Origin of the sequence: Micromonospora sp. NPDC092111, assembly GCF_044755745.1 — a bacterium.
GTDB lineage: Bacteria > Actinomycetota > Actinomycetes > Mycobacteriales > Micromonosporaceae > Micromonospora.
This window is the reverse complement of the sequence record NZ_JBIVRQ010000010.1, coordinates 15,040-42,006: the sequence shown is the minus strand read 5'-3', so window position 1 is coordinate 42,006 and position 26,967 is coordinate 15,040. Positions and strand designations below refer to the sequence as shown.

The window sequence follows — 26,967 nt, the reverse complement described above, 5'->3', positions numbered from 1 at the left end:
CCCCGCCATATCACCGATCCGGAGTCGATCTCCCCCTGCCACGCCCCGCCTGACGGCCGGGGGCGTGGGTGGGTGTGGTCGTCGGGGGGTGGCGGGTCAGCGGCGGCGGAACAGGGCGGCGAGGCGGTGGCGGAGGCGGGTCGGTAGACCCGGTCGGCGTGACCCGGTGGCCGGGCCGACGAGGAGTTGGTGGGCCAGCGCGGCGGTGGCCGGGTCCAGGGTCGGGGTGGCCAGCGCCAGGTGGGCCAGCGAGGTGGCGATCGGCACCGGGCGGATCCGGGCCACCGTCGCCACGTCGGAGAGCCGTTCGGCCACCACCCCGGCCACGTCGGGACGGACCGACGGGTCCACCCAGGCGGCGGTGACCAGGGCGAACAGCGCCGCCTCGGTGATCCAGTCCTCGACGCCCCAGACCAGTTCCACCAGCACCCGGCGGCGGGTGGACGTCGGCCACGGCTCGTCGGTGCGGTGGTGCAGCAGGCCGAGGCAGGCCCAGACCTGCACGCAGCGTACCCACAGCGACGGGTCCTGGCCGGTCAGCACCCGGCCCAGCGCGGTGGACGGGGCCTCGGGCGGGTGCACCAGCAGGCCCAGCAGGTCGGCCAGTTCCAGGGTGGCCAGCCCGACCGCCGTGTCGTACGCGGCCGGCGGGTGCGGCCAGGCGGGATGGGCGAGCTGGCGTACCCGGTCGGCGGCCCCGGTCGACGGGGCCGGCAGGGTGGGCGCGGCGGTGGTGCCGTCGTAGCGCCAGAGTTGGTAGTCGGTGGCCCGCCGGGGCTCGCGGGGGTCCGGGTCGGCGACGCCGGTGACCTCGACGGCGAGGCCGGGCACGGCGGCGGTGACGGTCCGCATGGCGCTCGGTGGTTCCAGCGCGTCGAGGCGTACCGCGGTGCCGGGCGGGCCGTCGGCGGTCAGCGCCCGGCGCAGCGCGTCGACCATCGCGCCGGCGGCCGGGGTGACCTGTCCCAGCCACGGGCGTCCCCGGCAGCACTCGGCGAGGTCACCGTGCTCGTGGCTGTCGTCCGGGTGGTCCCGGGTGAAGTCGGCGAGGGCGACCAGGTGGGCCACGTCCCCGTCGCGCAGGAAGCGCAGCCGGTGCGCGGTGTGCACCGCGCAGTCGAAGGTGGGGTCGCGCTCCAGGGCCCGGTCGATCCAGGCGAGGGCCTGGTCGAGCCGCCCGCTGTCGGCCAGGGTGCCGGCGATGTCCGCGTACACCGCGAGGTCGTCGGGGTCGTGCCCGACGGCCCGTTCCAGCGCGGCCAGGGCGTCCCGGGTGCGGCCGGCGCTGCGGTACGCGTACCCGAGCCAGACCTCGCCGAGCTTGGACGGCTCCGCGCGTACCCCCCGGCCGGCCCAGGTGACCGCGAGGGTGACCTCGCCGAGGCGCCGGGCCAGCGCGGACGCCGCGCCCAGCAGCAGGGCGTGCCGGGGCTGGGCGGCCACCGCGTTGCGGGCCAGCGTGAGGTACGGCCGCAGCGGTTCCCGGCCGGCCCGGGGCACCGGGTCGGGCACCGCCGCGCAGACCTGCATCAGGATCCGGGCGCAGCGGTCCGGGTCGAGCCGTTCGGCCAGTCCGGGGGCGGTCACCCAGGGCACCCCGGCCCAGTCGACGCCGGGGGCGTGCCCGGTGGCGGCGACCAGCAGGTCCAGCCCCTCGGCCGGGCGGCCGGCGGCGGCGAGCAGGTGGGCGCGGGCGACCACCGCTCCGACGTGGGCGTGGTGACCGAGCGGGAAGAGGTCGAGGTCGCCGCCGGAGGCCGTGGCGATCCGGGTCAGCGTCTCGTGCGTCTCGGGCAGGGTCGGCGCGAGCACCAGTGCGGCGGCGAGGTGGTCGGCGGCGTGCGCCAGATCGCCCTCGTCGAGCGCGAGCCGGGCGAGGGCGAGTTCCTCCGCCGCGGACAGCGCGGGTGGGTCCTCCGACACGTCGACCTTTCGCTCGCAGCGGGTTGCCAGGGCTGCGCAAGCGTAGGGGATGCAGTCAACACGTGGTGATCGACTGCGCATTTGTGCTCGTTAGATTGCCCTGACGTGAGTAATAGTGCAAGACTGAACATGAAACGCGCGGCAACCGCGCAGTGGAGGGAGTTTCCGTGGCACGTCCAGGGGCCGGAATGGCCGCCGACATCGACGAGCAGCCGGCCGGCTACGCGCGGCTGCTCTCCGCCGAGCACGCCGGGGAGATCGCCCGGGTCGCGGCGGCCGTCGCGGAACGCCGCCCCCGGCACGTGGTCTTCACCGCCCGGGGCACCTCCGACCACGCCGCCCTCTACGGGGCGTACCTCACCGAGATCCGGCTCGGCCTGCCCGCCGGGCTCGCCTCACCGAGCGCGGTGACCGTCTACGGGGCCCGACCCGACCTCTCCGACGCGCTGGTCGTCGGGGTCAGCCAGAGCGGCGGCTCGCCCGACCTCACCGAGGTGCTGCGCGCCGCCCGCGCCTCCGGGGCGCTCACCCTCGCGCTGACCAACAACCCCGACTCGCCGCTGGCGCAGGTCGCCGAGCTGGGCGTCGACGTCGCCGCCGGCCACGAGCGCGCCGTCGCCGCCACCAAGACGTACACCGCCGAACTGCTCGCGCTGCTGCTGCTGGTGGAGGGGATCCGGGCCGGCGACGGCGTGCTGCCGGCCGACGAGCGGGCCGCCCTGGCCCGCCTGCCCGAACTGGCCGAGGGCACCCTCGCCGACCCCACCCCGGCCCAGCTCGCCCCGCGCTACCGCTTCGCCGGCCAGCTCGTCACCACCGGCCGGGGTTACGCGTACCCGACCGCCCGGGAGGCGGCGCTGAAGCTGATGGAGACCTCGTACCTGCCGGCGCTCGCCTTCTCCGGCGCCGACCTGCTGCACGGCCCGCTCGCGATGACCGACCCGGACGTGCCGGTGCTGGCCGTGGTGGGCTCCGGCCCCGGCGGCCGGTCGATGGGCGAGGTGCTGCCCCGGCTCGGCGAGCGCCGCGCCGACGTGGTGGTGGTCGGCTCCGCCGAGGTGGAGGGGGCCACCCGGATGGCCGTCCCCGAGGTCGACGAGCGGTACGCCCCGCTGCTGGACATCCTGCCGTTGCAGCGGCTGGCCCTCGCCCTGGCGCTGGCCCGGGGTGAGGACCCGGACGCCCCGCGCGGTCTGAAGAAGGTCACCGCGACGATGTGACCCCCGGCGTGGCACCCTGTGTCTCGTGTCCACGCTGCGCGAACTCGCCGAGGAGCACACCCAGCTCCGGCCGGCCGACATCGACCACCTGCACCGGATCGCCGGCGACTGGCAGCTCCTGTCCGACCTGTCCTTCGCCGACCTGCTGCTCTGGGTGCCGGTGGACGGCGACGGGACGTTCCTCTGCGTCGCCCAGGTCCGCCCGACGACCGCGCCCACCGCGTACCTCGACGACCAGGTGGGGCGGATCGTCGGCGGGCCGGAGGTGGCGCACCTGGAGGTGGCGTACCGGCAGGGCCGGATCTGGCGGGAGGGCGACCCGGTCTGGTACGGCGACGTGCCGGCCCGGCACGAGGCGATCCCGGTGCGGCTGCGGACCGCCGACGGGGAGGCCGGCGAGGTGATCGCGGTGGTCGGCCGGGACACCAACCTGTCCACCGCCCGCACCCCCAGCCAGCTTGAGCTGAACTACCTCACCACCGCCGACGACCTGGCCCAGATGATCGCCGACGGCACCTTCCCGCCGCCCCGGCACCCGGGCGAGACCACCTCGGCCCCCCGGGTCGGCGACGGTCTGGTCCGGCTCGACGCGGGTGGCAAGGTCACCTACGCCAGCCCGAACGCGCAGTCGGCGTACCGGCGGTTGGGCTACGCCTCCCACCTGGTGGGGGAGGATCTGGCGAAGCTGCACCGCCGGTTGGCCGGCGACCCGCTGGACGGCACCGAGGCGGCGAACGGCATCCTCGCCGCGCTGCGCGGCGAGGCGCCGCCCCGCCGGGAGATCGACGCCCGGGGGGCGACCATGCTCACCCGGGCCCTGCCGCTGATGCCCGCCGGGGTGCCGATCGGCGCGCTGGTGCTGGTCCGCGACATCACCGAGGTACGCCGCCGGGACCGCGCACTGATCACCAAGGACGCCACCATCCGGGAGATCCACCACCGGGTGAAGAACAACCTCCAGACCGTCGCGGCGCTGCTCCGCCTCCAGGCCCGTCGGGTGGCCATGCCGGAGGCCCGGGTCGCGCTGGAGGAGTCGGTACGCCGGGTCGCCTCGATCGCCCTGGTGCACGAGACGCTCTCCATGTCCAGCGACGAGGCGGTCGAGTTCGACGGCATCGTCGACCGGGTGGCCAGCGCGGCGACCGAGGTGGCCGCGACCGAGGTGTCCGTCGGGATGCGCCGGACCGGCAGTTTCGGGGTGCTCCCCGCGGAGATCGCCACCTCGCTGGTGATGGTCCTCAACGAGCTGCTGCTCAACGCCGTCGAGCACGGCTTCCCACCGGCCGAGGAGGACGCCGACGGCCCGGCGCCGGGGGTCCGGCCCGAGGTGGTCGTCTCGGCGCACCGGTTCCGCAAGCAGTTGCACGTCTCGGTGGCCGACAACGGGCGGGGCCTGCCCGCCGAGTTCGACGCCGAGCGCGGCGGGCGGCTGGGTCTGCAGATCGTCCGGGCGCTCGTCACCGGCGAGCTGCGGGGCAGCATCGAGCTGCGCGACGGCGCGGCCGGCGGCACCGAGGCGGTGCTGGTCGTCCCGCTGGCCAAGTCCTGAGTCGTCGCCCAGCATCCGCTCTCCGTACGGATCCGCCCGGGCCGTACGGATCAATGTGAGCAGATCGACGGTGTGGTCCGTGGTCTGTTGAGGCTTTTAGCCCTTTGGGCGCATTGACACCTTGCGACTGACTGAATAATTTTCTAGCTCAACCATCAAGCAGACACGGTCCACGTCACCGTGCCCGGCTTCCTGGACGCGACCGGCGACACCTCGCCCGCACTGCCGGGGGAGTGCGTGCTGCTTGACGAGCGGGGGAGACGGGCGAAATGACCTCACCACCTGCGGTCGAGCCGGCCATCGCGCCGGATCACACCGCGGAGTTCCGGGTGCCGAGCCAACTGTCGAAGTGGACGCCCCGCCGGGTCGCCGAGACACCGAACCGTCCCGCGTACGCCCCGGTGCCGCTGCCGCCGACGGACGAGGAGCTGGTCTCCTACCGCAAGCGCCGGATGGCCGCGCTGATGGTCCCGTCGCTGGTCAGCTTCGGCTGCCTGATCACCAGCCAGTTGCTCTTCGTCCGGCTCGCCCCGTGGCTCTGGCTGCTCGCGCCGCTGCTCTTCTTCACCATCGCCTACTACGTCATCTCCCTCTGTGTGAACCTCTTCACGCCGGGCTTCGACATGGCCCGGCACCAGGAGTTGGTGCGTACCTGGAAGCCGGCCCGGTACCCGACGGTCGACGTCTTCCTGCCGGTCTGCGGCGAGCCGCCGCACGTGCTGCGCAACACCTGGGAGCACGTCCGGGCGATGGGCCGCCACTACCAGGGCGACGTGACCGTCTACGTCCTGGACGACTCGCCCAACGAGGCGATGGAGCGGATGGCTCTCGCCTTCGGCTTCGTCTACCAGCGCCGCCCCAACCGTGGCTGGTTCAAGAAGGCCGGCAACATGCGGTACGCCTTCGAGCGCACGATGAGCGACTTCATCCTGGTCCTCGACGCCGACTTCGTCCCGCGCGCGGACATGCTCGACCAGATGCTGCCCTGGTTCGACGCCGAGCCGAAGGCGGGCATCGTGCAGTCGCCGCAGTACTTCCGGGTGCACATGGGGCAGACCTGGGTCGAGCGGGGCGCCGGCGCCGTCCAGGAGTTGTTCTACCGCTCGGTGCAGGTCTCCCGGCAGGCCCACGACTCGGCGATCTGCGTCGGCAGTTGCGCCATCTACCGCCGCGACGCGCTCTTCTCCATCGGCGGGTCCACCCTGATCGAGCACTCCGAGGACGTGCACACCGGCTTCGACCTGCGGATACAGGGCTGGAACCTGCGCTACATCCCGGTCGTGCTGGCCGCCGGGCTCTGCCCGTCGGACGTGGACTCGTTCTTCACCCAGCAGTACCGCTGGTGCGCCGGCTCGATGAGCCTGCTCGGCTCGAAGAAGTTCTGGTCCACCAGGCTGCGCTGGCGGGCCCGGCTGAGCTACATCTCCGGCTTCTGCTACTACCTGCACACCGGGCTGTTCACCTTCGTCGCGCCGATCATCCCGGTGCTGATGCTGACCGCGTTCGCCCACGAGATCGCGCTGGCCAACTATCTGCTGATCGTGCCCAGCGTCGTCTACAACATGATCATTTTTCCGTTCTGGCACCGGAACCGCTACGGCCTGGAGAGCTGGACGGTCAAGATGATCTACGGCTGGGCGCACGCCTACGCCATCATCGACATCGTCCGCGGCCGACGGATGGGCTGGCAGCCCACCGGCGGCACCGCGAAGAAGAGCAAGACCAGGCGGCTCTGGACCGGGATGAAGGTCTGGACCGCCGGCAGTGGCCTGGTCTGGGCCGGCATCGCCGGCTGGCGGATGCTGGTCGAGCCGGAACCGCTGATCTTCGCCCCCGCCTTCCTCAGCGCCGTGTTCTACCTGGCCGTCGTCGGGCAGGCGCTGCTGGTGAACCCCGAGAAGGACGTCGAGGTCGTGCGGTGAGGACCAAGTACCTGGTCACCTTCATGGTGGTGCTCGCGCTGGCGTTCACCGAGGTCGCGGTGCTGCGCAAGGTGGACATCAAGGTCGGCGCCGGCTCCGCCGGGCCCGGCGGAGCCGCCGCGGCGGCCGAGCCGGTGCCACCGGCGTACGACGTCACGGCGCTGAAGTCGCCCAGCGGCAAGTATCTCGGGGTCACCGTGGAGGGCGGCGCGGAGATGGGCCGGATCCGGGCCTTCGCCGAGGAGACCGGCACGACCCCCAACCTGGTGGCGGTCTTCGAGAGCTTCGACGACAAGTTCGCCGCCAGCGAGGTCCGCGAACTGCACCAGTACGGCGCGCTGGCGGTGATCCGCTGGGAGCCGTACGACGTGCCGCTCCGCGACATCGCCGCCGGCAGGCACGACGCGTACGTGCGGGAGTTCGCGACCGCCGTCCGGACGCTGAACCTGCCGATCGCCCTCACCTTCGCGCACGAGATGAACGGCCACTGGTACTCGTGGGGCACGAAGCAGACCCGAGCCGCCGAGTACGTCGCCGCCTGGCGGCACCTGCACGACGTGTTCGCGCAGGCGGGGGCGACCAACGTGATCTGGACCTGGACCCCCAACGTCATCAACTACCTGCGCAAGGTCAGCATCAAGGCCCTCTACCCCGGTGACGCGTACGTCGACTGGGTCGGCATGGACGGCTACTACACCGTCCGGGGCCCGAAGACGTTCAAGGACCTCTTCGAGCCGACGATCACGCAGCTCCGGACCTTCACCAGGCGTCCGCTGCTGATCGTGGAGACCGGCTCCGAGCCGAGCGCCGGCCGACCGGGCCAGATCACCGACCTGCTCAGCAACGTGGCCCGTCGTAAGGACCTCCTCGGTGTGGCCTACTTCAACATCAACGGCTCAGGGAAGTGGAACATCGACCACGACCAGGCCGCCCTGCGGTCGTTCCGGCGGGGCGCGACCAAGGACGTCTTCGGCTTCGACGTCAGGACCGTGAAGTGACCGCCCCGGCCGTCCAGTGGACCGGCCAGGACACCCCGGCCGGGATCGGCGGGGCGACCGCCCCGACCCGGCAGCGGACCGCCGGCGGCTGGTGGGCGCTGGTGCCGACCCTGGCCGCGCTCGGGTTCGGCTGGTGGCGGCTGGACGCCCGGGACCTGTGGAACGACGAACTGATCACCTGGCACGTCACGTCGCTCTCGGCCGACCAGTTCCGGATGCTGGTCGGCAACATCGACCTGGTCCACGCCGGCTACTACGTGATCATGTCGGTGCTGACCACGCTGACCGGGGACGCCACGACCGCCCTCCGGCTGCCCTCGGTGGTGGCGGTGGGCCTCACCGCCGGCCTGGTCACCCTGATCGGGCGGCGGCTCTTCGACACCCCGGTCGGGGTGCTCGCCGGGCTGGTCCTCGCGCTGCTGCCCACCGTCTCCCGGTACGCCCAGGAGGCCCGCTCGTACGCCCTGGTGACCCTGGCGGCGGTCGCCGCGACGTGGCTCTTCCTGCGCGCCGTCGACCGGCCGACCCGGGGCCGCTGGTGGGCGTACGGCGTGCTGCTGGTGCTGGTCGGCTGGCTGCACTTCGTCGCGCTGCTGGTGGTCGTCGCGCACGTCTGCTACCTGTGGCGGGCGGTCGACGGTGAGGAGCCGAGGTGGCGGTGGGCGGCGTCCACCGGCATCGCCGGGTTGTTCGTCCTGCCGTTGCTGGTGCTCGGCAGCCGGCAGTCCGGGCAGATCTCCTGGGTGGAGAACGACGGCGACGCCGTGCTCCGTTTCCTGGAGAACCTGACCGGCACGATGGCCGCCCTGGTGGTGGTCGTGGTGCTCGCCGTCCTCGCGGTGGCGACGGCCGGCCCCGAGCGGCGACCGGCCGCGCTGATGCTGGTCGTCTGGGCCGTGCTGCCCCCGATCGCGGGTTACCTGACCTTCAGCCTGCTGCACCTCTTCCTGGCCCGGTACTTCCTGTTCACCGTGCCCGCCTGGGCGTTGCTCGCCGCGTTCGGTGTCTGCCGCACCGCGCAGGTGCTCACCCGGGGACGGCTGCCGGCGGCGTGGCTGGCCGGCGCGCTGGTGCTGCTGCCGGTGCTGGCCTGGCAGACCCTGCCCGCGCAGGAGAAGGTGCGCTCCAACGAGGCCGACGGGCAGCCCCACTACCTCGACGCCGTCCGGTACCTGGGGCAGCAGGTCAAGCCGGGGGACGGGGTCGCGTACAACGACGGGTTCGGCGGTGCCAGCGACGTGGCGCGCAAGGCCACCGACTACGGGCTGCGCGACCAGCCGCGCCCCCGGGACGTCTTCGCGGCCGTCCCGGCCCGGGAGACCGGCTGGCTGACCGCCCGGGAGTGCAAGGACCCGGCACCCTGCGTCGGGGACACCAGGCGGATCTGGCTGGTCGAGACGGGTCACCTCAACGATCCGCTGGCCGGGCTGCCGCCGGCCCGGGAGGCCCTGCTGCGCCAGCGTTTCCTGGTCCGGCACGTCGAACGGTTCGACCGGGTCCGGGTGGTCCTGCTCGAACGCAAGCCGGCCTGACCGGGCTGGTGGCGCTGCTCAGCTCGGGCGGACGAGCAGCGCCACGGTCACCCCGGGCCGGGGCCGGATCTCCGTGACGGTGAAGCCGGCCCGCAGCGCGTCGCCGCTGGCCCCGGGGACCGCCGCGAGGGGGGCGTCGGGCCGACCGGCGAGCACCAGCCAGACCCGCCGTACGCCGGCCAGGCACTCGGCGGGCCGGGCGCACTCGGCGACCCACAGGTCGGCGCGCTCCCGCCGCCCCCGGACCACCAGCACGTCGCGGGGGTGGGGCCCGGTCAGGTGGTAGTCGATTCCGAGGTCGAGGAAGAGCCAGCCGTCCCGGGGTGAGTAGACCACCGCGTCGCCGGGTCGCTGCCCGGCGGCGATCACCGCCGCCGCGCCCCGGTAGTCCACCGTCGCGCTGCGCGGCCAACCGTGACTCTGCCGCACCGCCACCTGGTCGGGTAGCCCGAGCAGCCCGGCCAGCAGCACCACCGCCAGCCCCGGCCCGACCGACCGCCCGCCGGACGCCCACCGCCCGCCGACCCGGTTCGGGGTGGACCCCGCTGCCGGGCGTCCGGCCCCCGGTGCCGTCCCGGTCAGGGCCGCTCCGCTCGGTGCCGTCCGGGTCAGGGCCGCTCCGGCGAGCAGGCAGCCGAAGGGCACCGTGAAGAGCAGGTAGCGGGGCACCCACAGGGGTACGGCCAGCGCGGCGACGAAGACCAGCAGCACCGGCAGCAGCACACCGGCACCGGGTAACAGGGCGCGTCGCCCCGAGCGGGCCGCCCCGAGCGCGGCGAGCCCGACCAGCAGTCCCCCCACCACGCCACTCTGCGCCACCCCACCGGGCAGCGCCGCCAGGTCCGCCAGCCGGGCCGGGGCGACCCAGTCGAGCTGACGGGACCGCTGGCCCCCGGCGGCGAGCAGCAGCGGTGTCAGCAGCACCACGGCGGCCAGCCCGGCCAGTGGCCACCGCAGCAGCCGCCGGTCCCGACGTACCCCGGTGGCGCGCGGTCCGGCGGCCGGTCCGGCGTCGTCGGCCGGGTGGGCCTGGGCCGACCCGGCCGGCGGGCCGGCGAGGCCGGTCGCCGGGCGGCCGAGGGCCCAGCCGACCAGCACGACCAGGGCGTGCGCGGCGAGCAGGGCGAGGGCGAGCAGATGTGCCAGGCCGAGCCCGACGACGGCGGCGGCGTACCCGGCCCAGCGGGCCCAGGTGGGCCGGTCCAGCGCGCGGACCAGCAGCACGGTGGCCAGCACGGCGAAGAGGGTGACCAGCGCGTACGGCCGGGCCTCCTGGGAGTACCGGGAGGTGCCGGGGAGCACCGCGAGGAGCAGGCCGGCGACCAGCCCGGCGGGTGCCCCGAACAACCGCCGACCGAGTACGGCGGTGAGGCCGGCGGCCCCCGCCATGGCCAGCGCCGAGGGCAGCCGGAGCGCCGTCGCCGAGTCGCCGAGGAGCCGCGTCCAGGCGTGCATCAGCAGGTAGTACGGCCCGGCCGACGCGTCGACGGTGCCGGTGAGCCGGAGCAGGTCGCCGACCGGCCGGCTGGCCGCGCTCCAGGTGGCCAGCTCGTCGCGCCAGAGCTGCGCCCGGCCGATTCCGTAGTAACCGACGGCCAGCGTGGTCAGCGTCGGCGTCACCCAGACCAGCGGACCCCCGGCCCGCACCCGATGCCACTTTCCGGACATGAGGCCCACCTGTCGAGCCTCGCACACCCGACCCGCCGGTGCGGCCGGACCTGTCCCCGTCCCCGGAGCCGGGCTGGGCGGGTGCGGTGACGGCGGGGACGCGGCCCGTGATGTGGGATGTCACACGCGCTCGTTGGCCGGGCTCCCAGGGGTGTGGGAGCATGGCGGCATGACCGCCGCTGTCGTCCGCCGCTTCGTGGCCCGTCGCCACGTCGATTACGGCCGCGTGCGCAGCGCGATCTGTCCGGCCCACTGACGACGCCCGACCCATCCGTCTCGGGCGCGCATTCCGCGCCGGCCGTTCCGACATCGCCGTCCTCGGCCCTTCCAGGGGCCGGCCGCCGCGTCCGCGCTCCCACCGAGGCACCGCAGAGACAACGGAGGACGCCGCGATGGCGGTCAGCAGCACCCCGGCCCGCCCCGACACCCCGACGGTCCCCGCCGCCCGGGCGCCCCGCCGCCCCCGTGGCGAGGGGCAATGGGCCCTCGGTCACCGTGAGCCGCTCAACGCCAACGAGCGGATCAAGAAGGACGACGACCCGCTGAACGTCCGGGCCCGGATCGAGAACATCTACGCCCACCGCGGATTCGCCTCCATCGACCCGCAGGACCTGCGCGGCCGGTTCCGCTGGTGGGGCCTCTACACCCAGCGCAAGGCCGGCATCGACGGCGGGCGTACCGCCGTGCTGGAGCCGCACGAGCTGGAGGACGAGTTCTTCATGCTCCGGGTCCGGGTGGACGGCGGCCAGCTCTCCCTGGCCCAGCTCCGGGTGATCGCGGACATCTCCCGGGAGTTCGCCCGGGACACCGCCGACATCACCGACCGGCAGAACATCCAGTTCCACTGGATCCGGGTCGAGGACATGCCGGAGATCTGGCGGCGACTGGAGTCGGTCGGCCTGCAGACCACCGAGGCGTGCGGCGACTGCCCGCGCATCGTGCTGGGCAGCCCGGTCGCCGGGGTGGCCCGGGACGAGGTGCTGGACCCGACCCCGGCAGTCGACGAGATCGTCCGCCGGTACGTCGGCGACAAGGCGTACTCGAACCTGCCCCGCAAGTTCAAGACCACGATCTCCTGGCTGGTCGACACCCCGTACGAGGCGAACGACATCGCCTTCCTCGGTGTCGACCACCCGGAGCACGGCCCCGGCTTCGACGTCTGGGTCGGCGGTGGCCTCTCCACCAACCCGATGCTGGCCAAGCGGCTCGGTGTCTGGGTGCCGCTGGCCGAGGTGCCGGACGTCTGGGCGGGGGTGGTCGGCATCTTCCGCGACTACGGCTACCGCCGGCTGCGCAACCGGGCCCGGCTGAAGTTCCTGGTCGCCGACTGGGGCGTGGAGCGGTTCCGGGAGGTGCTGGAGAAGGACTACCTCGGTCGTACCCTGCTCGACGGCCCCGCCCCGCAGCTCCCCGACAGGCCGGTCGACCACATCGGGGTGCACCGGCAGCGGGACGGCCGGAACTACGTGGGGGCCGCCCCGGTGGTCGGGCGGGTCTCCGGTGGGCAGTTGACCAAGCTGGCCGACGTGGTCGAGGCGCACGGCAGCGACCGGGTGCGGCTCACCCCGTACCAGAAGCTGCTGGTGCTCGACGTGCCGCCGGGGCGGACCGAGTCGCTGGTCGACGAGCTGCGCGGGATCGGCCTGGAGGCCCGGCCGTCGGCCTGGCGGCGCGGCACCATGGCCTGCACCGGCATCGAGTACTGCAAGCTCGCCATCGTCGAGACCAAGGCGCGCGGCGAGGAGCTGGTGGCCCGGCTGGAGGAGCGGCTGCGCGGGTTCGACGCCGACATCTCCATCCACATCAACGGCTGCCCGAACGCCTGCGCCCGCACCCAGGTCGCCGACATCGGCCTCAAGGGCCAGCTCGTGGTCGGCCCGGACGGCCGCCAGGTCGAGGGCTTCCAGGTGCACCTGGGCGGCGGGCTGGGCATGGCGCAGGGGCAGACCGCCGGCTTCGGCCGCAAGCTGCGCGGCCTGAAGACCACCGCCGACGAGCTTCCCGAGTACGTGGAACGACTGGCCCGCCGCTACCTGGCCGGCCGGACCGAGGGCGAGACGTTCGCCAACTGGGTGATCAGGGTCGACGAGGAGGAACTCCGGTGAGTGAAACCCGATCCGCACCGCTCTACTGCCCCTACTGCGGAGAGGAGGACCTGCGTCCGCACGAGGCCGGGCACGGCGCCTGGGAGTGCCACGCCTGCGCCCGCGTCTTCACGGTGAAGTTCACCGGGCTGCTCGCCCGGGCGGTGCGCCGATGAGTGGCCTGCTCTCGGCGGCGAACCTGGGCCTGGTCGGGCCGGCCGGCCCGAAGCCGGTCGACCCGGCCCGGCGCGACCCGGCGGAGCTGCGGGTGCTCGCCGAGACGGCCGGTCGGGAGCTGGAGGGCGCCCCGGCGCTGGAGATCGCCCGCTGGGCGGCGGATACCTTCGGCGACCGGTTCTGCGTCACCAGTTCGATGGCCGACGCCGTGCTGGCGCACCTGGTCTCCCGGGTGGCCCCCGGGGTGGACGTGGTCTTCCTGGACACCGGGCTGCACTTCCCGGAGACGCTGCGGGTCCGCGACGAGGTGGCCCGCCGGCTGCCGGTGAACGTCCGCTCGATCCGCCCCCGGCAGACCGTCGGCCAGCAGGACGGCGAGTACGGCCCCCGGCTCTTCAACCGTTCGCCGGACGACTGCTGCCAGTTGCGCAAGGTCGAGCCGCTGGAACGGGCCCTGTCCGGGTACGACGCCTGGGCCGCCGGGCTGCGCCGGGACGAGTCGCCCACCCGGGCGAACACGCCGGTGGTGACCTTCGACGCGCGGCGCGGCAAGGTGAAGGTCAACCCGATCGCCGCCTGGAGCCAGGGGGACGTGGACTCCTACATCTCCCGCTACGACATCCCGGTCAACGAGCTGTTCAGCCGGGGCTACGGCTCGATCGGCTGCTGGCCGTGCACCCGCCGTACCCGGGCGGGCGAGGACCCCCGGGCCGGCCGCTGGGCCATGTTCGAGAAGACCGAGTGCGGTCTGCACGGCTGACCGGGCCGGCGCACCGCCCGGCGGCCGGCGCGGTGTCCGCCGCGCCGGCCGCCGGCATGCCCGGGTATGCCGTGCCGGTGGTGCTGGTGGCGCACGGCAGCCGGGATCCCCGGGCGGCGGCGGCCACCCGGGCGCTCGCCGGGGCCGTGCAGGCCGCCCGTCCCGGCACGCCGGTGCTGCCCAGTTGGCTGGACCACACCGATCCGGGACCGACGGCGGTGCTGCGTTCGTTGGCCGCCGCCGGTCACCGGACGGCGGTGGTGGTGCCGCTGCTGCTCACCGCCGCGTACCACCGGCGGGTGGACGTCCCGGCGGCGGTGGCGGCGGCCCGGGAGGCCGCGCCGGAGCTGACGGTACGGGTCACCGATGTGCTCGGACCGGCCGACGGCACGGTCGACGGGGGGCTGCTGGCCGGGCTGGGCCGCCGGTTGGCCGAGGCGCGGCCGGGTGCCGTCGACGCGCTGGTGCTGGCGGCGGCGGGCACCCGGGACCCCCGGGCCCGTGGCTCGGTGGGCCGGGTCGCCGCCGCCCTGTCCGCCCGGTCCGGGGTGCCCTGCACCGTCTCGTACGCCTCGGCGGCACCGCCGACCGCCGACCTGGCGGTGGCCCGGCTGCGTGCGGCGGGCGCCCGGCGGGTGGCGGTGGTGGCGTACTTCCTGGCGCCGGGGCTCTTCCACGACCGGGTGGTGACCGCGGCGCGCGGGGCGGGTGCGGTGGCGGTCAGCGGCCCGCTGACCGACGCTCCGGAGCTGGCCGATCTGGTGCTGCGCCGGGTCGACGCGGCGGGGGCCACGGTGCCGGGGACCGCGTCCCGGGCATGGGCATGAGCCGGGGCGGCGGGGTGGCGGACCGGGTGCGGACAGCAGAACGCCCCGGCCGGGCGGACCCGGCCGGGGCGTACGGCTGGTGATCGGTTCAGGCGGAGTGAGCGCGCAGCACCCGGAGACCGCCCCGACGCTTGACCGCGCGGCGCTCCTCCTCGCTCATCCCGCCCCAGACGCCGGCGTCCTGACCGGACTCCAGTGCCCACTGCAGGCACTGGTCGGTCACGGAGCAGCGTCGGCAGACGGCCTTGGCCTGCTCGACCTGGAGGACAGCCGGCCCGGACGTCCCGATCGGGAAGAACAGCTCCGGGTCTTCGTCGCGGCAGACGGCATTGTGACGCCAGTCCATGGCGGCAACACTCCTCATTCTGGATGGGTGGCAGATAACGCGGTGCTTTTTCTTTATATGCATCCGCAGTGCCGGTCGTGACGGTTCGCGTTCGACTATTCGGCAGTGCGTGAGCAGGCTCGTTCAGCCCTGGGGCCTGCTGGAACCGCTCAACCTGCCGAGCATATCCAGGCAATGTCCCGGTAACTCAAGTTCGCTTGTGAATACTTTCACGAACAAACGCGATGTCAAGGGTGGCGCTCGGAAAAACTCCGCTCGGTGAGCAAGCTCACGACCCTTTTGTCCGGGTTTCAGGTTTCCCTGGCCACCCGCTGTACCACAGTCGAGGATCAATATAGTACAGTCCGCGTGACATTGCTGACATTTCCGGCAACACCCCCTCGGTGTGGCGGCCACCGCGCCGTGCGGTGGCCAACCGCTCGACCTAGGGCGTTACCCGAGACCTAGCAGATTACTCTCAGTGCGCCGGAAACGGAGGTGAATCTGACCTTCTGTCGTTCCCCGAGGTAGTCCCCGTCTAGCTGGAAGGCCTGCGGACGGGCCGAGACCAGCGAAAACTCGCCCACGTCGTGCAGCCGTAGCACCTGCTTGCCGTGCGGGTCGGCATGTCGTGACAGGAACTGGGTCACCGTCCGTGTGGTGCTTGCGACCCGTAGTTGACGCAGCGCCATCACGTCCAGCCCGAGGTCGAACGACGCCTCCGGGTTCGGGTTGACCTCCCGGTCGCCCAGGTACGTCCACGGCGCGGTGTTCTGGATGATGACCGTGCCCAGCTCGCCCTCGGCCGGCTCACCCGGCCGCTCCAGGCTGATCGCCGGATGCCGCCGGTCGGAGCCGAGGAAGTAGTGGCTCAGGGTGGAGCGGAAGTAGAGCGACGGCGTGGAGACCCGGCCCCGCCGACGGGCCTGTTCCACCCGGTGGATCACCGCGGCGTCCAGCCCGAAGCCGGCGCAGAAGGTGAAGTAGCGGTCGTCGGCCCGGCCCAGCCCGATCGTCCGGGACCGGCCCAGCCGCAGCCCCTCCAGGATCATGCTGGTGCCGTCCGCCCACTCCCGGGGCAGCCCGAGGGCCCGGGCGAAGACGTTGGTCGAACCGCCCGGGACGGTGGCCAGGGCGGGCAGCCGCTCCGCCGGGGACCCGCCGGTGCGGATGGTCGGCGGGTCGGCGGTCATCAGGCCGTTCACCACCTCGTTGACGGTGCCGTCACCACCCAGGGTGACCACCAGGTCGACGCCCTCCTGGGCGGCCTCCCGGGCCAGGTCGGTGGCGTGACCCCGCCGCCGGGTGTACCGCACCGACAGGTCTACTTCGCTGCGCAACGCCCGGACCAGCACGTCCCGGCTGCGCTCGCTGGTGGTGGTGGCCTTCGGATTGACCACCAGGACGGCCCGCATGGGCGGCACTGTACCGCGATCGGGCGCGGGTATCGTGACCTCGTGACGATCGACTCCGCGCCGGTTCCCGACACCCTGCGCTGGGCGGTACGCCTGCTGCGGGCCGAGGCCGTCGCGCTGGCGCTGCTCGCCGGCTGGCTGGTCTGGGCCGACCTCACCGCCGCCAAGACCGACCTGGTGTCGGCACTCTTCGTGACCGGGTTCGCGATTGTCGGCGCGGTCGCGCTCTGGGCCCTGGGCGGGGCGTTGGACCGCCGCCGGGCCGGTGCCCGGGCCCCGGCGATGGTGCTGGAGCTGATGCTGCTGCCGGTCGGCTGGTTCATGATCTCCGGCGGCCTGGGCTGGCTCGGCGTACCCCTGATGGTGCTCGGGGTCGGCGTCTGCGCGCTACTGGTCAGCCCGCCCACGACGAAGGCCCTGGGCTTCGGGTGACCGCCGGCCGGACCTGACCGCCCGGCGGGTCAGTAGCCGGCGGAGCGGCGGGTCAGCAGCGAGATGGTGGCCCGCCCGTCGGTCGCCTCGGCCGCCGCCGCCGTGGTCAGCGCGGTGAGCACCTTCCAGGCGAAGGAGGACTCCGACGGGAGCGTCGCGCCGCGCACGGTCGGCACGGTCACCTCGACGGTCAGCGCGTCCTCAGTGACCGAGAAGCGGCACTCCAGCTCGGCGTCCCGGGTGGCGATGGCGAGCAGCATCGCGCACGCCTCGTCCACCGCGATGCGCAGGTCCTCGATCTCGTCGAGGGCGAACTGGAGGCGGGCCGCGAGCCCTGCCGTGGCGGTGCGCAGCACGCCCAGGTAGCCGCCGTCGGCGGGCACGGTGAGGTGCACGACGTCGTCGTCGGTCGCTGGTTGGCCGGTCAGTTGAGTCACGCCTCATCCCCCCGGTCGGGGACTCTACCCGGCTCGGCGTCCGGGTGCGTGGCCGGCGTCACCACGCGGGCGGCGAGAGCACCCAGCGCCGCCCCGCCGAGCCGGTACGGGACCCACTCGTCCAGCGGCGCGGCCCCGATCGAGGCGTAGAAGCGGGCGGCGGGATTCCAGTCGATCATCCACCACTCCAGCCGCTGGTAGCCGCGCTCCACGCAGATCGCGGCGAGCGTGGCCAGCAGTTGCCGGCCGGCCCCGGTGCCCCGGAAGGCCGGACGCACGTACAGGTCCTCCAGGTAGATCCCGTGCACGCCGGCCCAGGTGGAGAAGTTGAGGAACCACAGCGCGAAGCCGACCGGCGCGTCGTCGCCGTCCACCGCGACGTGGCCGAACAGGGCCGGCGTCGGGCCGAAGAGGGCGGCAGTGAGCTGCGCCTCGGTGAGCCGGCACTGGTCGGCGGCCCGCTCGTAGTCGGCCAACTCGTGCACCATCGCGACGACGGCCGGCACGTCCCCAGGACGTGCCGGCCGGATCGTGGGTGCCTGGGCAGCCAGGGTCACGCCTTCTTGGTCTCCCAGAAGATCTTGGAGATCTCGTCGATCTTCTGGAGCAGCTCGTCGGCCTTGGCCGGGTCGGTGGCACCCTTGGCGCCGGCCGCGCCCGCCGCCTTGGTGGCCTCGTTGAAGAGCTGGTGCAGGTGCGGGTACTTCTCGAAGTGCGCCGGCTTGAAGTAGTCGGTCCACAGCACCCACAGGTGGTGCTTGACCAGCTCGGCGCGCTGCTCCTTGATCAGGATCGCCCGGGTGCGGAACTCGGGATCGGTGTTCGCCTGGTACTTCTCGCAGATCATTTTGACCGACTCCGCCTCGATCCGGGCCTGGGCCGGGTCGTAGACGCCGCAGGGCAGGTCACAGTGGGCGCTGGCGGTCACACGGGGCGAAAGGATGCGGGAAAGTCGCATCAGGGTCCTCCACGGGATGTTTGCGATGATCCAAGCCGACATTACTCCTGGGGAGGTCCCCGGCAGGGGCAGAGGGGAAACCTGGTGACGATCGGTGGACCGGCATCCTCGGCGTGGCCCCGCCGGCCGTTCACAGCCGTCGGGGTGACCGGGCCGTCCATGTTCCCGACGCTGCGGCACGGCGACGCCGTCCTGGTCCGGCGCGGCGGCCGGGCGGTCCGCCCCGGTGACGTCGTGGTGGCGGTCTTCCGGACCCGGCCGGAGCTGCTGGTGGTCAAGCGCGCCGTCCGCCCGCAGGACGGCGGCTGGTGGGTACGCGGCGACAACGAGCTGGTCACCGACGACTCCCGGGCGTACGGGGTGGCCGACGTGCTGGGCCGGGTGGTGGCCCGGTACTGGCCCCGCCCCGGCCGGCTGCCGCCGGCACCGTTATGACCCTCCTCACATCCGGGCGCCGGCCGTCTGACTATGCTCGGTAAGTGCCCGGGTGACCCCCCGCACCGCGTGCCGCCGCTCCGCCTCACCTCAAGCCCCGCGCCGGCCGCCCCGTCTGCTCGACAGATCCTGGAGTCACCATGTCTGCGTCCACTGTGGATCCCGCTGATCCCGTCTTCCGGCTGCACGCCGGCGGGAAGATGGCCGTCGCCTCGACGGTCCCGCTGACCAGCCGGGAGGACCTCTCCCTCGCGTACACCCCGGGCGTGGCCCGGGTCTGCGAGGCGATCGCCGCCGACCCCGCCCTCGCCGACGACTACACCTGGGTGTCGCACACCGTCGCGGTCGTCACCGACGGCTCCGCCGTACTCGGGCTGGGCAACATCGGCCCGCGCGCGGCGCTGCCGGTGATGGAGGGCAAGGCGGTGCTGTTCAAGCAGTTCGCCGGCGTGGACGCGGTACCGATCTGCCTGGACACCCAGGACGTGGACGAGATCGTGGCGGTGGTGCGGGCGCTGGCCCCGTCGTTCGGCGGGATCAACCTGGAGGACATCAGCGCCCCGCGCTGCTTCGAGGTGGAGCGCCGGCTCGACGAGGCGCTGCCGATCCCGGTGTTCCACGACGACCAGCACGGCACCGCGATCGTCGTGCTGGCCGCGCTGCGCAACGCCGCGACCCTGCTCAACCGCAAGCTCGGCGACCTGCGGGTGACGGTCAGCGGGGCCGGCGCCGCCGGGATCGCGGTCACCCACATGCTGGTCGCCGGGGGAGTGAACCCGGACCAGGTGGTGGTCTGCGACTCCCAGGGGATCATCGGCCGGCACCGCGCCGACCTGACCGAGACCAAGGCGCACCTCGCCGAGACGACCAACGCCGAGGGCCGGCGGGGCGACGTCACCGAGGCGCTGCGCGGGGCGGACGTGCTGATCGGCGTCTCCGGTGGGCGGATCCCCGAGGAGGCGGTGGCCGGGATGGCTCCCGGCGGCATCGTCTTCGCGCTGGCCAACCCCAACCCGGAGGTGCACCCCGAGGTGGCCGCCCGGCATGTCGCGGTGGTCGCCACCGGGCGTAGCGACTACCCCAACCAGATCAACAACGTGCTCGCCTTCCCCGGCGTGTTCCGGGGCGCGCTGGACGCCCGGGCCACCCGGATCACCGACGGGATGAAGGTGGCCGCCGCCGACGCGATCGCCGGCGTGGTCGCCGAATCGTTGACCCCGGACGCGATCGTGCCGTCCCCGCTCGACCCCCGGGTCGCCCCGGCGGTGGCGGAGGCGGTCGCCGAGGCGGCCCGCCGCGACGGCGTCGCCCGCGCCTGACCGGGACGAAAGGGCCCGGGTCGGTACGGCCCGGGCCCAGCGCGACCGGACGTCGCGCTGTTACGGTGCCGACCATGCGTGCCGCCTATGCCACCCGCTTCGACGCCGACAACCCGCTCGCCGCGCTCACCGTCGGTGACCGCCCCGAGCCCGCCCACCCGGACGACGACTGGGTGACCGTGCAGGTGCGGGCCAGCTCGCTCAACCACCACGACCTGTGGTCGTTGAAGGGGGTGGGACTCGCCTCCGGCCAGTTGCCGATGATCCTCGGCTGTGACGCGGCCGGTACCGACCCGGACGGCAACGAGGTGGTCATCTACCCGGTGGTGCCCACCCCGGGCGACCCGCGGGGCGTCTCCATCCTCTCCGAGCACTACCAGGGGACCCTCGCCGAGCGGGTGACCGTACCCCGGATGAACCTGCTGCCGCTGCCCGAGGGGCTGTCGGTGACCGACGCGGCCTGCCTGCCCACGGCCTGGCTCACCGCGTGGCGGATGCTGACCACCAAGGGTCGGGTCGCCGACGGCGAGTCGGTGCTGGTGCAGGGTGCCGGCGGCGGCGTCGCCACGGCGGCGGTCGCGCTCGGGGTGGCGCTGGGCAAGCGGGTCTACGCCACCAGCCGGGACGCCGGCAAGCGGGAGCGGATCACCGGGCTGGGGGCGACCGCGCTGGAGCCCGGCGCGCGGCTGCCGGAGCGGGTCGACGTGGTCATCGAGACGGTCGGCGCGGCCACCTTCGACCACTCGCTGAAGTCGGCCGCCCCGATGGCCCGGATCGTGGTCTCCGGCGCGACCGCCGGCCACGAGCCGACCGTCAACCTGCGCCGGGTCTTCGCCATGCAGTTGGAGATCCTCGGCACCTCGATGGGCACCCCGGACGAGCTGACCGAGCTGCTGGCCTTCTGCGCCGAGCACGACGTGCGCCCGCTGGTGGACAGCGTCGTGCCGTTCAGCAGGGTGGGGGACGCCTTCGCCCGGCTGCACTCCGGCGAGGTCTTCGGCAAGGTCGTCGTCGACCACACCGCCTGACCGGGCCGCCCCGACCGGATCAGCCGGTGCCGGTCGGCGGGGTCGGGTCAGAGGTGGTCGTCGAGGGTGGCGAGCGCGCCCCGGGCCGCCTCGGCCGGGAGGCGCTTCCGGGCGGCCTCGTCGCCGTACAGGGCCCAGCGGAGGAACTCGACCGTGGTGTCGGAGACCACCCGCAGGGCCGCGCCGTCGCCGAGCAGGGCCCGGCCGTGGTCGCCCTTGGGCAGGCTGAGCATCGCCTTCGGCCAGGGCACCGCGTCGTAGACCGCCTTGCCGGCGGCGTAGTCGACCACCTTGTCCGCCTGGCCGTGCACGAAGAGCTGCGGGGCGGCGGCCCCGGCGAAGGCGGTGCCCACGCCCAGCCCCGTCCCGGCGAAGACCACCCCGGCGTCCAGCCGCTCGTCCCGCCCGGTGGTGAACAGCCCGATGGTGGTCACCCCGCCGGCCGAGTGCCCGGCCGCGGCCACCCGGTCGGTGGCCAGCCGGCCGCGCAGCGGGTCGCCGGCCTCCGCGTCCAGCGCCAGCACCCGGTCCAGCACGTACGACACGTCGGCGGGCTGGTTGAGCACGTCGAGGAGGTTGCCGTCGGTGCCCGTGCCGGTGTGCGGGAAGGTCGGCGCGGCCACCACGAAGCCCGCCGCCGCCCAGCGGGTCAGCAGCGCCTGGTAGTCGGCCGGTCGGCCGCCGAGGCCGTGGCTGAACGCCACCACCGGGAACCGTCCGGTCGCCGCCGTCGCGTCCCGCTTCGCCGTACCGCCGGCCCCGCCCCGGGCCGGGTACCAGAGGGTCACCGGCAACGGGCGGTCGCCGCCCCGGTTCAGCTTGAGCTGTCGTACGCCGACCGCGAACGCCTCGGCCGGGGCGGTCCCGGCGGGCACCCGGGGTGCCGGTGTGCTGGCCTTCGGCGGCTCCGGCGGCGCGACGTCCCGGGTGGTCGGGGCCGGTGACGAGCACCCGGCCAGGCCGGCGGCGAGCAGCGTGGCGGTCAGCAGCAGCGGGGTACGGCGACGGGACATGAACATGATTGTGCCCGGCCCGGCGTGCCACCCGGCGCCGGTTGGCCGCAGGCTGCCGGGGTGGCGCGGGCCGGACACGTCGGTGCCGACCCGGGGCGGACGGGTGCCGTGGACGGGACGGACCGTGCGGTGGGTCAGTCCGGCAGGCGGTCGTCGAGGGCGGTGACACCGGGGCGGGCGGCGTCGGCGCGGATCCGGCGGGCGGCGTCCGGGTCGTCGTAGAGGGTCCAGCGCAGGAAGTCGGTGGTGGTGGCGAGAACCTGGTCGAAGCCGGGCCGGCCCGGCGTGAGGTATTCGCCGTGGCCCTGCCCGAGCACGCTCAGGAACGCCTTCGGGTCGGTGGCCCGCTGGTAGGCGGCCCGGCCGACGGCGAGCGGCACCACCGGGTCGGCGGTGCCGTGCACGAACAGCAGCGGCGCGGCCGGGCCGGCGAACGCCCCGGCCAGCCCGCCGCCGGCGATCACGATCCCGGAGCGGAGCCGGGCGGAGCGCCCCGAGGTGAACATGCCGGCGGTGGTGAAGCCGCCCGCCGAGTGGCCGGCGGCGGCGACCCGGCCGACGTCGAGGTGCCCGGCCAGCGGGTCACCCGTCCGGGCGTCGAGCCGGACCAGGTGCCGGATCAGCCGCCAGCCGTCCGCCGGCTGGTTGCGCACGTCGGCCCGGGTGAAGTGCCGCGCTCGCAGGTTGGTGCGCGGGTAGGTCGGCGCGGCCACCACGAAACCCGCCGCCGCCCACCGGGTGGTGAGCCCGGCGTGCAGCCCGGGGAGGCTCCTCAGGCCGTGGCTGTAGACCACCACCGGGAACCGTCCCGGGGCGACCCGGCCCGCCTCGGTGGGGTACCAGAGCGTCACCGGCAGCGGTCGCGGCCCCGTCGGGTCGATGGTGAGGGTGCGTACCCCGACCGGATGGAGCCGGGCCGGCGCGTGCTGGGCCGGCGGTGCCGGCCCCTCGACCGCGGCGGTGGCCGTGCCACAGCCCGCCAGCAACGCCGTCATCAGCGCGGCGACCAGCCGCTGCACCCCCATTCCTCCACGGTAGGTGGTCGGCGGCCCGGCCCGGCCCCGCCGTCCGGACCTGGTGGCGCCCACCACCCGGGCGGCCCGCCTCCACCGCTCGGATCGGAGCCGTCGCCCTGCGTGCGGCGGGGCGGTGCGGGCTGCGCGGTTTCGCTAGGGTCTCCGGCATGCCTGACGAGTACGAGGACCCGAGCGGCAACACCGAGCAGTTCCGTGCCTTCGCCCACCCCGATGCCGCCGCGCCGGCCCAGGCGGCGCCCCGGCTGCCGCTGCTGGCCGGTGCGGGCGTGGTCGTGGTGCTGCTGGTCGCGGTGACCGCCTGGCTCGCCCTGAGCTGACCGCCGCGACCGCACCCACCCGCCGGCCCGGGGAGACGGCGGTGTCGGTGCCGGCGGAGACACCGCCGTCTCCCCGCACCGGAGTCGGTTCAGCCGCCCGCCCCGACCACCGCGCGGGTCTCCCGGGCGATCTCCCGCTCCTCGTCGGTGCCGACCACGCAGACAGCGACCTCCGCGCCGGCCGGGGAGATCACCCGGTCGCCGGAGCCGGCGTTGCGGTCCGGATCGACGGCGATGCCGAGCCGGTCCAGCCCGGCCAGGGCGGCGGCCCGGACCTCGGCGGAGTGCTCGCCCACCCCGGCGGTGAAGGTGACCGCGTCCACCCGCCCCAGCAGGGCGTAGTACGCCCCGACGTAGCCGGTGATCCGGCGGCAGTAGACGGCGAAGGCGAGGGTGGCGGCGGCGTCCCCGTCCGCCCGGCGGGCCAGCACCTCCCGCATGTCGTTGACCCCGGTCAGGCCGAGCAGGCCGCTGCGGTGGTTGAGCAGGTCGTCGATCTCGTCGACGGTCATCCCGGCCTCGCGGCGCAGGTGGAAGACGACCGTCGGGTCCAGGTCGCCGCTGCGGGTGCCCATCACCAGCCCTTCGAGCGGGGACATCCCCATCGAGGTGGCCACGCTGCGCCCGCCGTCGACGGCACAGGCGCTCGCCCCGTTCCCCAGGTGCAGGGAGATCGTGCGCAGCCGGTCGTACGGGCGGTCCAGCAGCTCGGCGGTGCGCCTCGACACGTACGCGTGCGAGGTGCCGTGGAAGCCGTACCGGCGGATGTCGTACCGGCGGGCGGTGTCCCGGTCGATGGCGTAGGTGTAGCCGGCCTCGGGCAGGGTGTGGTGGAACGCGGTGTCGAAGACCGCCACCTGGGGGACGTCCGGCAGCAGCTCCCGGGCCACCTCGATGCCGGCCAGGTTGGCCGGGTTGTGCAGCGGGGCGAGCGGGACCAGCTCCCCGATGGCGGCGAACACCGCGTCGTCGACCAGCACCGGCGTGCTGAACCGCCGGCCGCCGTGCACCACCCGGTGCCCGACGGCGGTCAGCCCGGCCAGGTCGAGCCGGCCCAGGATCTCCCGGACGGCGCCGGCGTGGTCGGCCGGCCCGCCGTCCGGCTCGCCGATCCGCTCCACGGTGCCGGAGTCGCGGACCGTCTCGCCGTCGTACAGCCGGTACTTCACCGACGACGACCCGCTGTTGAGCACCAGCACCCGGTCGGTCACGACCCCTCCTCCGGCGCTCCGGCCGCCTGGATCGCGGTGATCGCCACGGTGTTGACGATGTCGGCGACGGTGGCCCCCCGGGACAGGTCGTTGACCGGTCGGCGCAATCCCTGCATCACCGGGCCGACCGCGACCGCGCCCGCCGAGCGCTGCACCGCCTTGTACGTGTTGTTGCCGGTGTTGAGGTCCGGGAAGACGAAGACCGTGGCCCGCCCGGCCACCGCGCTGGACGGCAGCTTCGTCGCCGCGACCTGCGGGTCGATCGCCGCGTCGTACTGGATCGGGCCCTCGACCAGCAGATCGGGCCGGCGCTGGCGGACCAGTTTGGTGGCGGCGGCGACCTTCTCCACGTCGGCCCCCGCCCCCGAGTCGCCGGTCGAGTACGACAGCATCGCCACCCGGGGTTCGATGTCGAACCGGGCCGCCGTGTCGGCCGACGAGATGGCGATGTCGGCGAGCTGGGCGGCGTCCGGGTCGGGGTTGACCGCGCAGTCGCCGTAGACCAGCACCCGGTCGGCGAGCAGCATGAAGAAGACGCTGGACGCCACCGACAGGCCCGGCACGGTCCGGATGATCTCGAAGGCGGGCCGGATGGTGGCGGCCGTGGTGTGGGTGGCCCCGGAGACCATCCCGGCGGCGTGCCCGGTCGCCACCATCATGGTGCCGAAGTAGTTGGGCTGGGCCACGATGTCGTGGGCCAGCTCGACGGTGACGCCCCGGTGGGCGCGCAGCCTCGCGTACCCGGTCGCGAACTCGTCGCGCCAGCCGCTGGTGACCGGGTCGACCACGTCCGCGCCGGTCAGGTCGATGCCCAGCTCCCGGGTACGGCGGGCCACGTCGTCCGGGCGGCCGAGCAGGGTCAGGTCGGCCACCCCTCGGCGGAGCAGGATCTCCGCCGCCCGCAGGATCCGCTCCTCGGTGCCCTCCGGCAGCACCAGCCGGCGGCGGGTGGCCCGGGCCCGGTCGATCAGGTCGTACTCGAACATCAGCGGGGTGACCCGGTCGGAGCGGCTGACCCGCAGCCGGCGGGCCAGGTCGACGGTGTCCACGTTGCCCTCGAAGGCGCCGAGCGCGGCCTCCACCTTTCGCGGGTTGGCCGGGTTGGGCCGCCCCTCGATCCGGCTGGACGCCGCCACCGTGTCGTAGCTGTCGCTGCGTACCGAGAGCACGGCCAGGCCGGTGTTCAGCCCCGCCACCAGCCGCATCGCTCGGGGGTCGGGCTGTTCGCCGAGGGTGAGCACCAGGCCGGCCACCGAGACCTGCCCGGCGACGTGCGCGGCGCTGGCCGCGACCAGCAGGTCGGCCCGGTCGCCCGGAGTGATCACCAACGCGCCGTCGGTCAGGTGGTCGAGCAGGGTGGGCACGTGCGCCGCGCCGACCACGTAGTCGAGCACGTCCCGGCCCAGCGCGGCGTCGTCGCCGGCCAGCAGGGTGGCGTCGAGCGCCGCCGCCACCTCGGCCACCGTTGGCGCCGACACGGTCGGCACCTCGGGGATCGCGTACGCGGGGACGGGCAGCTCCGGCAGCGTCATCGGCCCGGCGACCCGGTTGGCGATCACCGCCAGCACCGTCGCCCCCAGGTCCGCCAGGTCGTGGTACGCCCCGCGCGCCGCCGCCGCGACCGCCTCCGGTGGCTGCCCGAAGCCGTCCACCACCGGCACCACCACGCTGCCGAACTCGGTGGCCAGCCGGGCGTTGAAGGCCAGCTCCCGGGGGCCCGCGCCGTCCCCGCCGTCGGCGAAGTCGCTGCCCACCACGACCACGGCCGGGCAGCGCCGCTCGACCGCCCGGTAGCGCTCGACAATCCGGGCGATCAGCTCCTCCCGCCGCCCGTCGGCGACCAGCGCCGCCGCCTCGGGGTAGGTCGTCCCGGTCAGCTCGGATCCGGGCAGGTCGACCCGGTAGCGGTCGTGCAGCAGGGCGAGGATCGGGTCGGGGCCGGTGCCGGTGACCAGCGGCCGGAACACGCCGATCCGCTCGACCTGCCGGGAGAGGAGTTCCGCGAGGCCGAGGGCGATGGTCGACTTACCCCCGCCGGACCCCACGCTGGTCAGGTAGACGCTACGGGCCACGTCCCCACCCTAGGAGATCATCGCCCCACCCGCCCGGGTCCTTCGGCCCCCGCCGGCCGGTCAGTCGTCGTCGGGGTCGTCCAGCCGGGCCAGCCAGGTGGCGAAGCGCTCGATCGGGGTCTCGAACTCGGGGTTGAGGTCGACGAAGTCGCGGAGGCGCTCGGCCAGCCACTCGATGCTGACCTGCTCGTCGCCCCGGCGCTCGACCAGTTCCTCGATGCCACGGTCGGTGAAGTACACCGTGTCGTCCTCTCGCTCGTCCTTGTCCAGCCCTCGCCCACCCGGGCGACTGTCCGGGGCGGGAGACC

General features: G+C 74.0%; 26 protein-coding genes. 14 read left to right on the top strand and 12 right to left on the bottom strand.

Annotated features, from left to right (window positions below):
• Positions 1–96: 96 nt before the first annotated feature.
• The gene (locus ACIQG9_RS19760; protein WP_400404299.1) at positions 97–1,923 is read right to left on the bottom strand and encodes a tetratricopeptide repeat protein; all 1,827 of its coding nucleotides are present in this window, start codon (positions 1,921–1,923) and stop codon (positions 97–99) included.
• A gap of 188 nt (positions 1,924–2,111) precedes the next feature.
• Here ACIQG9_RS19760 and ACIQG9_RS19755 point away from each other — a divergent pair, with 188 nt between their 5' ends.
• The 5 genes from ACIQG9_RS19755 to ACIQG9_RS19735 all read left to right on the top strand — a co-directional run bounded on the left by ACIQG9_RS19755 (position 2,112) and on the right by ACIQG9_RS19735 (position 9,144).
• A complete protein-coding gene (locus ACIQG9_RS19755; RefSeq protein WP_400404634.1) occupies positions 2,112–3,143 on the top strand; it encodes an SIS domain-containing protein in 1,032 nt (343 codons plus the stop codon).
• Between the two features lie 25 nt (positions 3,144–3,168).
• On the top strand, positions 3,169–4,692 hold the full coding sequence (locus tag ACIQG9_RS19750) for a histidine kinase N-terminal domain-containing protein (protein WP_400404296.1): 1,524 nt from the start codon (positions 3,169–3,171) through the stop codon (positions 4,690–4,692).
• A gap of 269 nt (positions 4,693–4,961) precedes the next feature.
• On the top strand, positions 4,962–6,614 hold the full coding sequence (locus ACIQG9_RS19745) for a glycosyltransferase family 2 protein (protein ID WP_400404294.1): 1,653 nt from the start codon (positions 4,962–4,964) through the stop codon (positions 6,612–6,614).
• A complete protein-coding gene (locus ACIQG9_RS19740; RefSeq protein WP_400404292.1) occupies positions 6,611–7,612 on the top strand; it encodes a glycoside hydrolase family 26 protein in 1,002 nt (333 codons plus the stop codon). The genes ACIQG9_RS19745 and ACIQG9_RS19740 overlap by 4 nt, the downstream gene beginning before the upstream one ends.
• Positions 7,609–9,144, top strand: a complete 1,536-nt coding sequence (locus ACIQG9_RS19735) for a glycosyltransferase family 39 protein (RefSeq protein ID WP_400404290.1) — start codon at positions 7,609–7,611, stop codon at positions 9,142–9,144. The genes ACIQG9_RS19740 and ACIQG9_RS19735 overlap by 4 nt, the downstream gene beginning before the upstream one ends.
• Positions 9,145–9,162: 18 nt before the next feature.
• On the opposite strand, the gene ACIQG9_RS19730 is transcribed toward ACIQG9_RS19735, so the two are convergent.
• The gene (locus ACIQG9_RS19730) at positions 9,163–10,812 is read right to left on the bottom strand and encodes a glycosyltransferase family 39 protein (protein WP_400404288.1); all 1,650 of its coding nucleotides are present in this window, start codon (positions 10,810–10,812) and stop codon (positions 9,163–9,165) included.
• A gap of 392 nt (positions 10,813–11,204) precedes the next feature.
• On the opposite strand from ACIQG9_RS19730, the gene ACIQG9_RS19725 reads away from it, so the two are divergent.
• From ACIQG9_RS19725 to ACIQG9_RS19710, 4 genes are read left to right on the top strand one after another with little or no spacing between them, the layout of a single operon-like run.
• Positions 11,205–12,917 (top strand): nitrite/sulfite reductase, encoded by a 1,713-nt coding sequence (locus ACIQG9_RS19725; protein ID WP_400404286.1) that lies wholly within the window; start codon positions 11,205–11,207, stop codon positions 12,915–12,917.
• Complete coding sequence (locus ACIQG9_RS19720) at positions 12,914–13,072, top strand: hypothetical protein (protein ID WP_400404284.1); 159 nt, start codon at positions 12,914–12,916, stop codon at positions 13,070–13,072. The genes ACIQG9_RS19725 and ACIQG9_RS19720 overlap by 4 nt, the downstream gene beginning before the upstream one ends.
• Positions 13,069–13,833, top strand: a complete 765-nt coding sequence (locus tag ACIQG9_RS19715; RefSeq protein ID WP_400404282.1) for a phosphoadenylyl-sulfate reductase — start codon at positions 13,069–13,071, stop codon at positions 13,831–13,833. Before ACIQG9_RS19720 ends, ACIQG9_RS19715 begins: the two co-directional genes overlap by 4 nt.
• 56 nt (positions 13,834–13,889) lie before the next feature.
• The gene (locus tag ACIQG9_RS19710) at positions 13,890–14,660 is read left to right on the top strand and encodes a sirohydrochlorin chelatase (RefSeq protein WP_400404632.1); all 771 of its coding nucleotides are present in this window, start codon (positions 13,890–13,892) and stop codon (positions 14,658–14,660) included.
• Positions 14,661–14,748: 88 nt separating this feature from the next.
• Here the strand turns inward: ACIQG9_RS19710 and ACIQG9_RS19705 are convergent, their stop codons facing one another.
• On the bottom strand, positions 14,749–15,006 hold the full coding sequence (locus tag ACIQG9_RS19705) for a WhiB family transcriptional regulator (protein WP_067311984.1): 258 nt from the start codon (positions 15,004–15,006) through the stop codon (positions 14,749–14,751).
• 443 nt (positions 15,007–15,449) lie between these two features.
• Positions 15,450–16,400 (bottom strand): diacylglycerol/lipid kinase family protein, encoded by a 951-nt coding sequence (locus ACIQG9_RS19700; RefSeq protein ID WP_400404280.1) that lies wholly within the window; start codon positions 16,398–16,400, stop codon positions 15,450–15,452.
• 42 nt (positions 16,401–16,442) lie between these two features.
• Here ACIQG9_RS19700 and ACIQG9_RS19695 point away from each other — a divergent pair, with 42 nt between their 5' ends.
• Positions 16,443–16,832 (top strand): hypothetical protein, encoded by a 390-nt coding sequence (locus tag ACIQG9_RS19695; protein ID WP_400404278.1) that lies wholly within the window; start codon positions 16,443–16,445, stop codon positions 16,830–16,832.
• A 29-nt stretch (positions 16,833–16,861) separates the two neighbouring features.
• Here ACIQG9_RS19695 and ACIQG9_RS19690 read toward each other — a convergent pair whose 3' ends face one another.
• The 3 genes from ACIQG9_RS19690 to sodN form a co-directional block, all read right to left on the bottom strand.
• Entirely contained in the window at positions 16,862–17,269 is a 408-nt protein-coding gene (locus ACIQG9_RS19690; RefSeq protein WP_400404276.1) for an ATP-binding protein, read from the bottom strand.
• A complete protein-coding gene (locus ACIQG9_RS19685) occupies positions 17,266–17,757 on the bottom strand; it encodes a GNAT family N-acetyltransferase (protein ID WP_400404630.1) in 492 nt (163 codons plus the stop codon). The genes ACIQG9_RS19690 and ACIQG9_RS19685 overlap by 4 nt, the downstream gene beginning before the upstream one ends.
• A 65-nt stretch (positions 17,758–17,822) precedes the next feature.
• Positions 17,823–18,227 carry a superoxide dismutase, Ni gene (gene sodN / locus ACIQG9_RS19680; RefSeq protein ID WP_400404274.1) on the bottom strand — a complete coding sequence of 135 codons (405 nt, stop codon included), beginning with the start codon at positions 18,225–18,227 and terminating at the stop codon, positions 17,823–17,825.
• 90 nt (positions 18,228–18,317) lie between these two features.
• Between sodN and ACIQG9_RS19675 the strand changes: the two genes are divergently transcribed.
• The 3 genes from ACIQG9_RS19675 (at position 18,318) to ACIQG9_RS19665 (ending at position 21,009) form a co-directional block, all read left to right on the top strand.
• A complete protein-coding gene (locus ACIQG9_RS19675) occupies positions 18,318–18,662 on the top strand; it encodes a S24/S26 family peptidase (protein ID WP_400404628.1) in 345 nt (114 codons plus the stop codon).
• 140 nt (positions 18,663–18,802) lie between these two features.
• Positions 18,803–19,981 (top strand): NADP-dependent malic enzyme, encoded by a 1,179-nt coding sequence (locus tag ACIQG9_RS19670; RefSeq protein WP_400404272.1) that lies wholly within the window; start codon positions 18,803–18,805, stop codon positions 19,979–19,981.
• Positions 19,982–20,046: 65 nt separating this feature from the next.
• Complete coding sequence (locus ACIQG9_RS19665; RefSeq protein WP_400404269.1) at positions 20,047–21,009, top strand: zinc-binding dehydrogenase; 963 nt, start codon at positions 20,047–20,049, stop codon at positions 21,007–21,009.
• Positions 21,010–21,056: 47 nt separating this feature from the next.
• Here ACIQG9_RS19665 and ACIQG9_RS19660 read toward each other — a convergent pair whose 3' ends face one another.
• Together ACIQG9_RS19660 and ACIQG9_RS19655 are read right to left on the bottom strand one after the other, a co-directional pair.
• Positions 21,057–22,022: an alpha/beta hydrolase family protein gene (locus ACIQG9_RS19660; RefSeq protein WP_400404267.1), complete on the bottom strand. Its 966-nt coding sequence runs from the start codon at positions 22,020–22,022 to the stop codon at positions 21,057–21,059.
• Positions 22,023–22,156: 134 nt separating this feature from the next.
• The gene (locus ACIQG9_RS19655) at positions 22,157–23,047 is read right to left on the bottom strand and encodes an alpha/beta hydrolase family protein (RefSeq protein WP_400404265.1); all 891 of its coding nucleotides are present in this window, start codon (positions 23,045–23,047) and stop codon (positions 22,157–22,159) included.
• A gap of 158 nt (positions 23,048–23,205) precedes the next feature.
• On the opposite strand from ACIQG9_RS19655, the gene ACIQG9_RS19650 reads away from it, so the two are divergent.
• The gene (locus ACIQG9_RS19650) at positions 23,206–23,376 is read left to right on the top strand and encodes a hypothetical protein (protein ID WP_400404263.1); all 171 of its coding nucleotides are present in this window, start codon (positions 23,206–23,208) and stop codon (positions 23,374–23,376) included.
• Positions 23,377–23,465: 89 nt separating this feature from the next.
• On the opposite strand, the gene ACIQG9_RS19645 is transcribed toward ACIQG9_RS19650, so the two are convergent.
• Genes ACIQG9_RS19645 through ACIQG9_RS19635 form a run of 3 tightly spaced genes read right to left on the bottom strand, consistent with a single transcriptional unit; the run spans position 23,466 to position 26,899 of the window.
• Positions 23,466–24,587, bottom strand: coding sequence for an acetate/propionate family kinase (locus ACIQG9_RS19645; protein ID WP_400404261.1), 1,122 nt, complete (start codon positions 24,585–24,587; stop codon positions 23,466–23,468).
• On the bottom strand, positions 24,584–26,659 hold the full coding sequence (gene pta, locus ACIQG9_RS19640) for a phosphate acetyltransferase (protein WP_400404259.1): 2,076 nt from the start codon (positions 26,657–26,659) through the stop codon (positions 24,584–24,586). Before pta ends, ACIQG9_RS19645 begins: the two co-directional genes overlap by 4 nt.
• 60 nt (positions 26,660–26,719) lie before the next feature.
• The gene (locus ACIQG9_RS19635; RefSeq protein ID WP_400404256.1) at positions 26,720–26,899 is read right to left on the bottom strand and encodes a DUF6104 family protein; all 180 of its coding nucleotides are present in this window, start codon (positions 26,897–26,899) and stop codon (positions 26,720–26,722) included.
• Between the last annotated feature and the right edge of the window lie 68 nt (positions 26,900–26,967).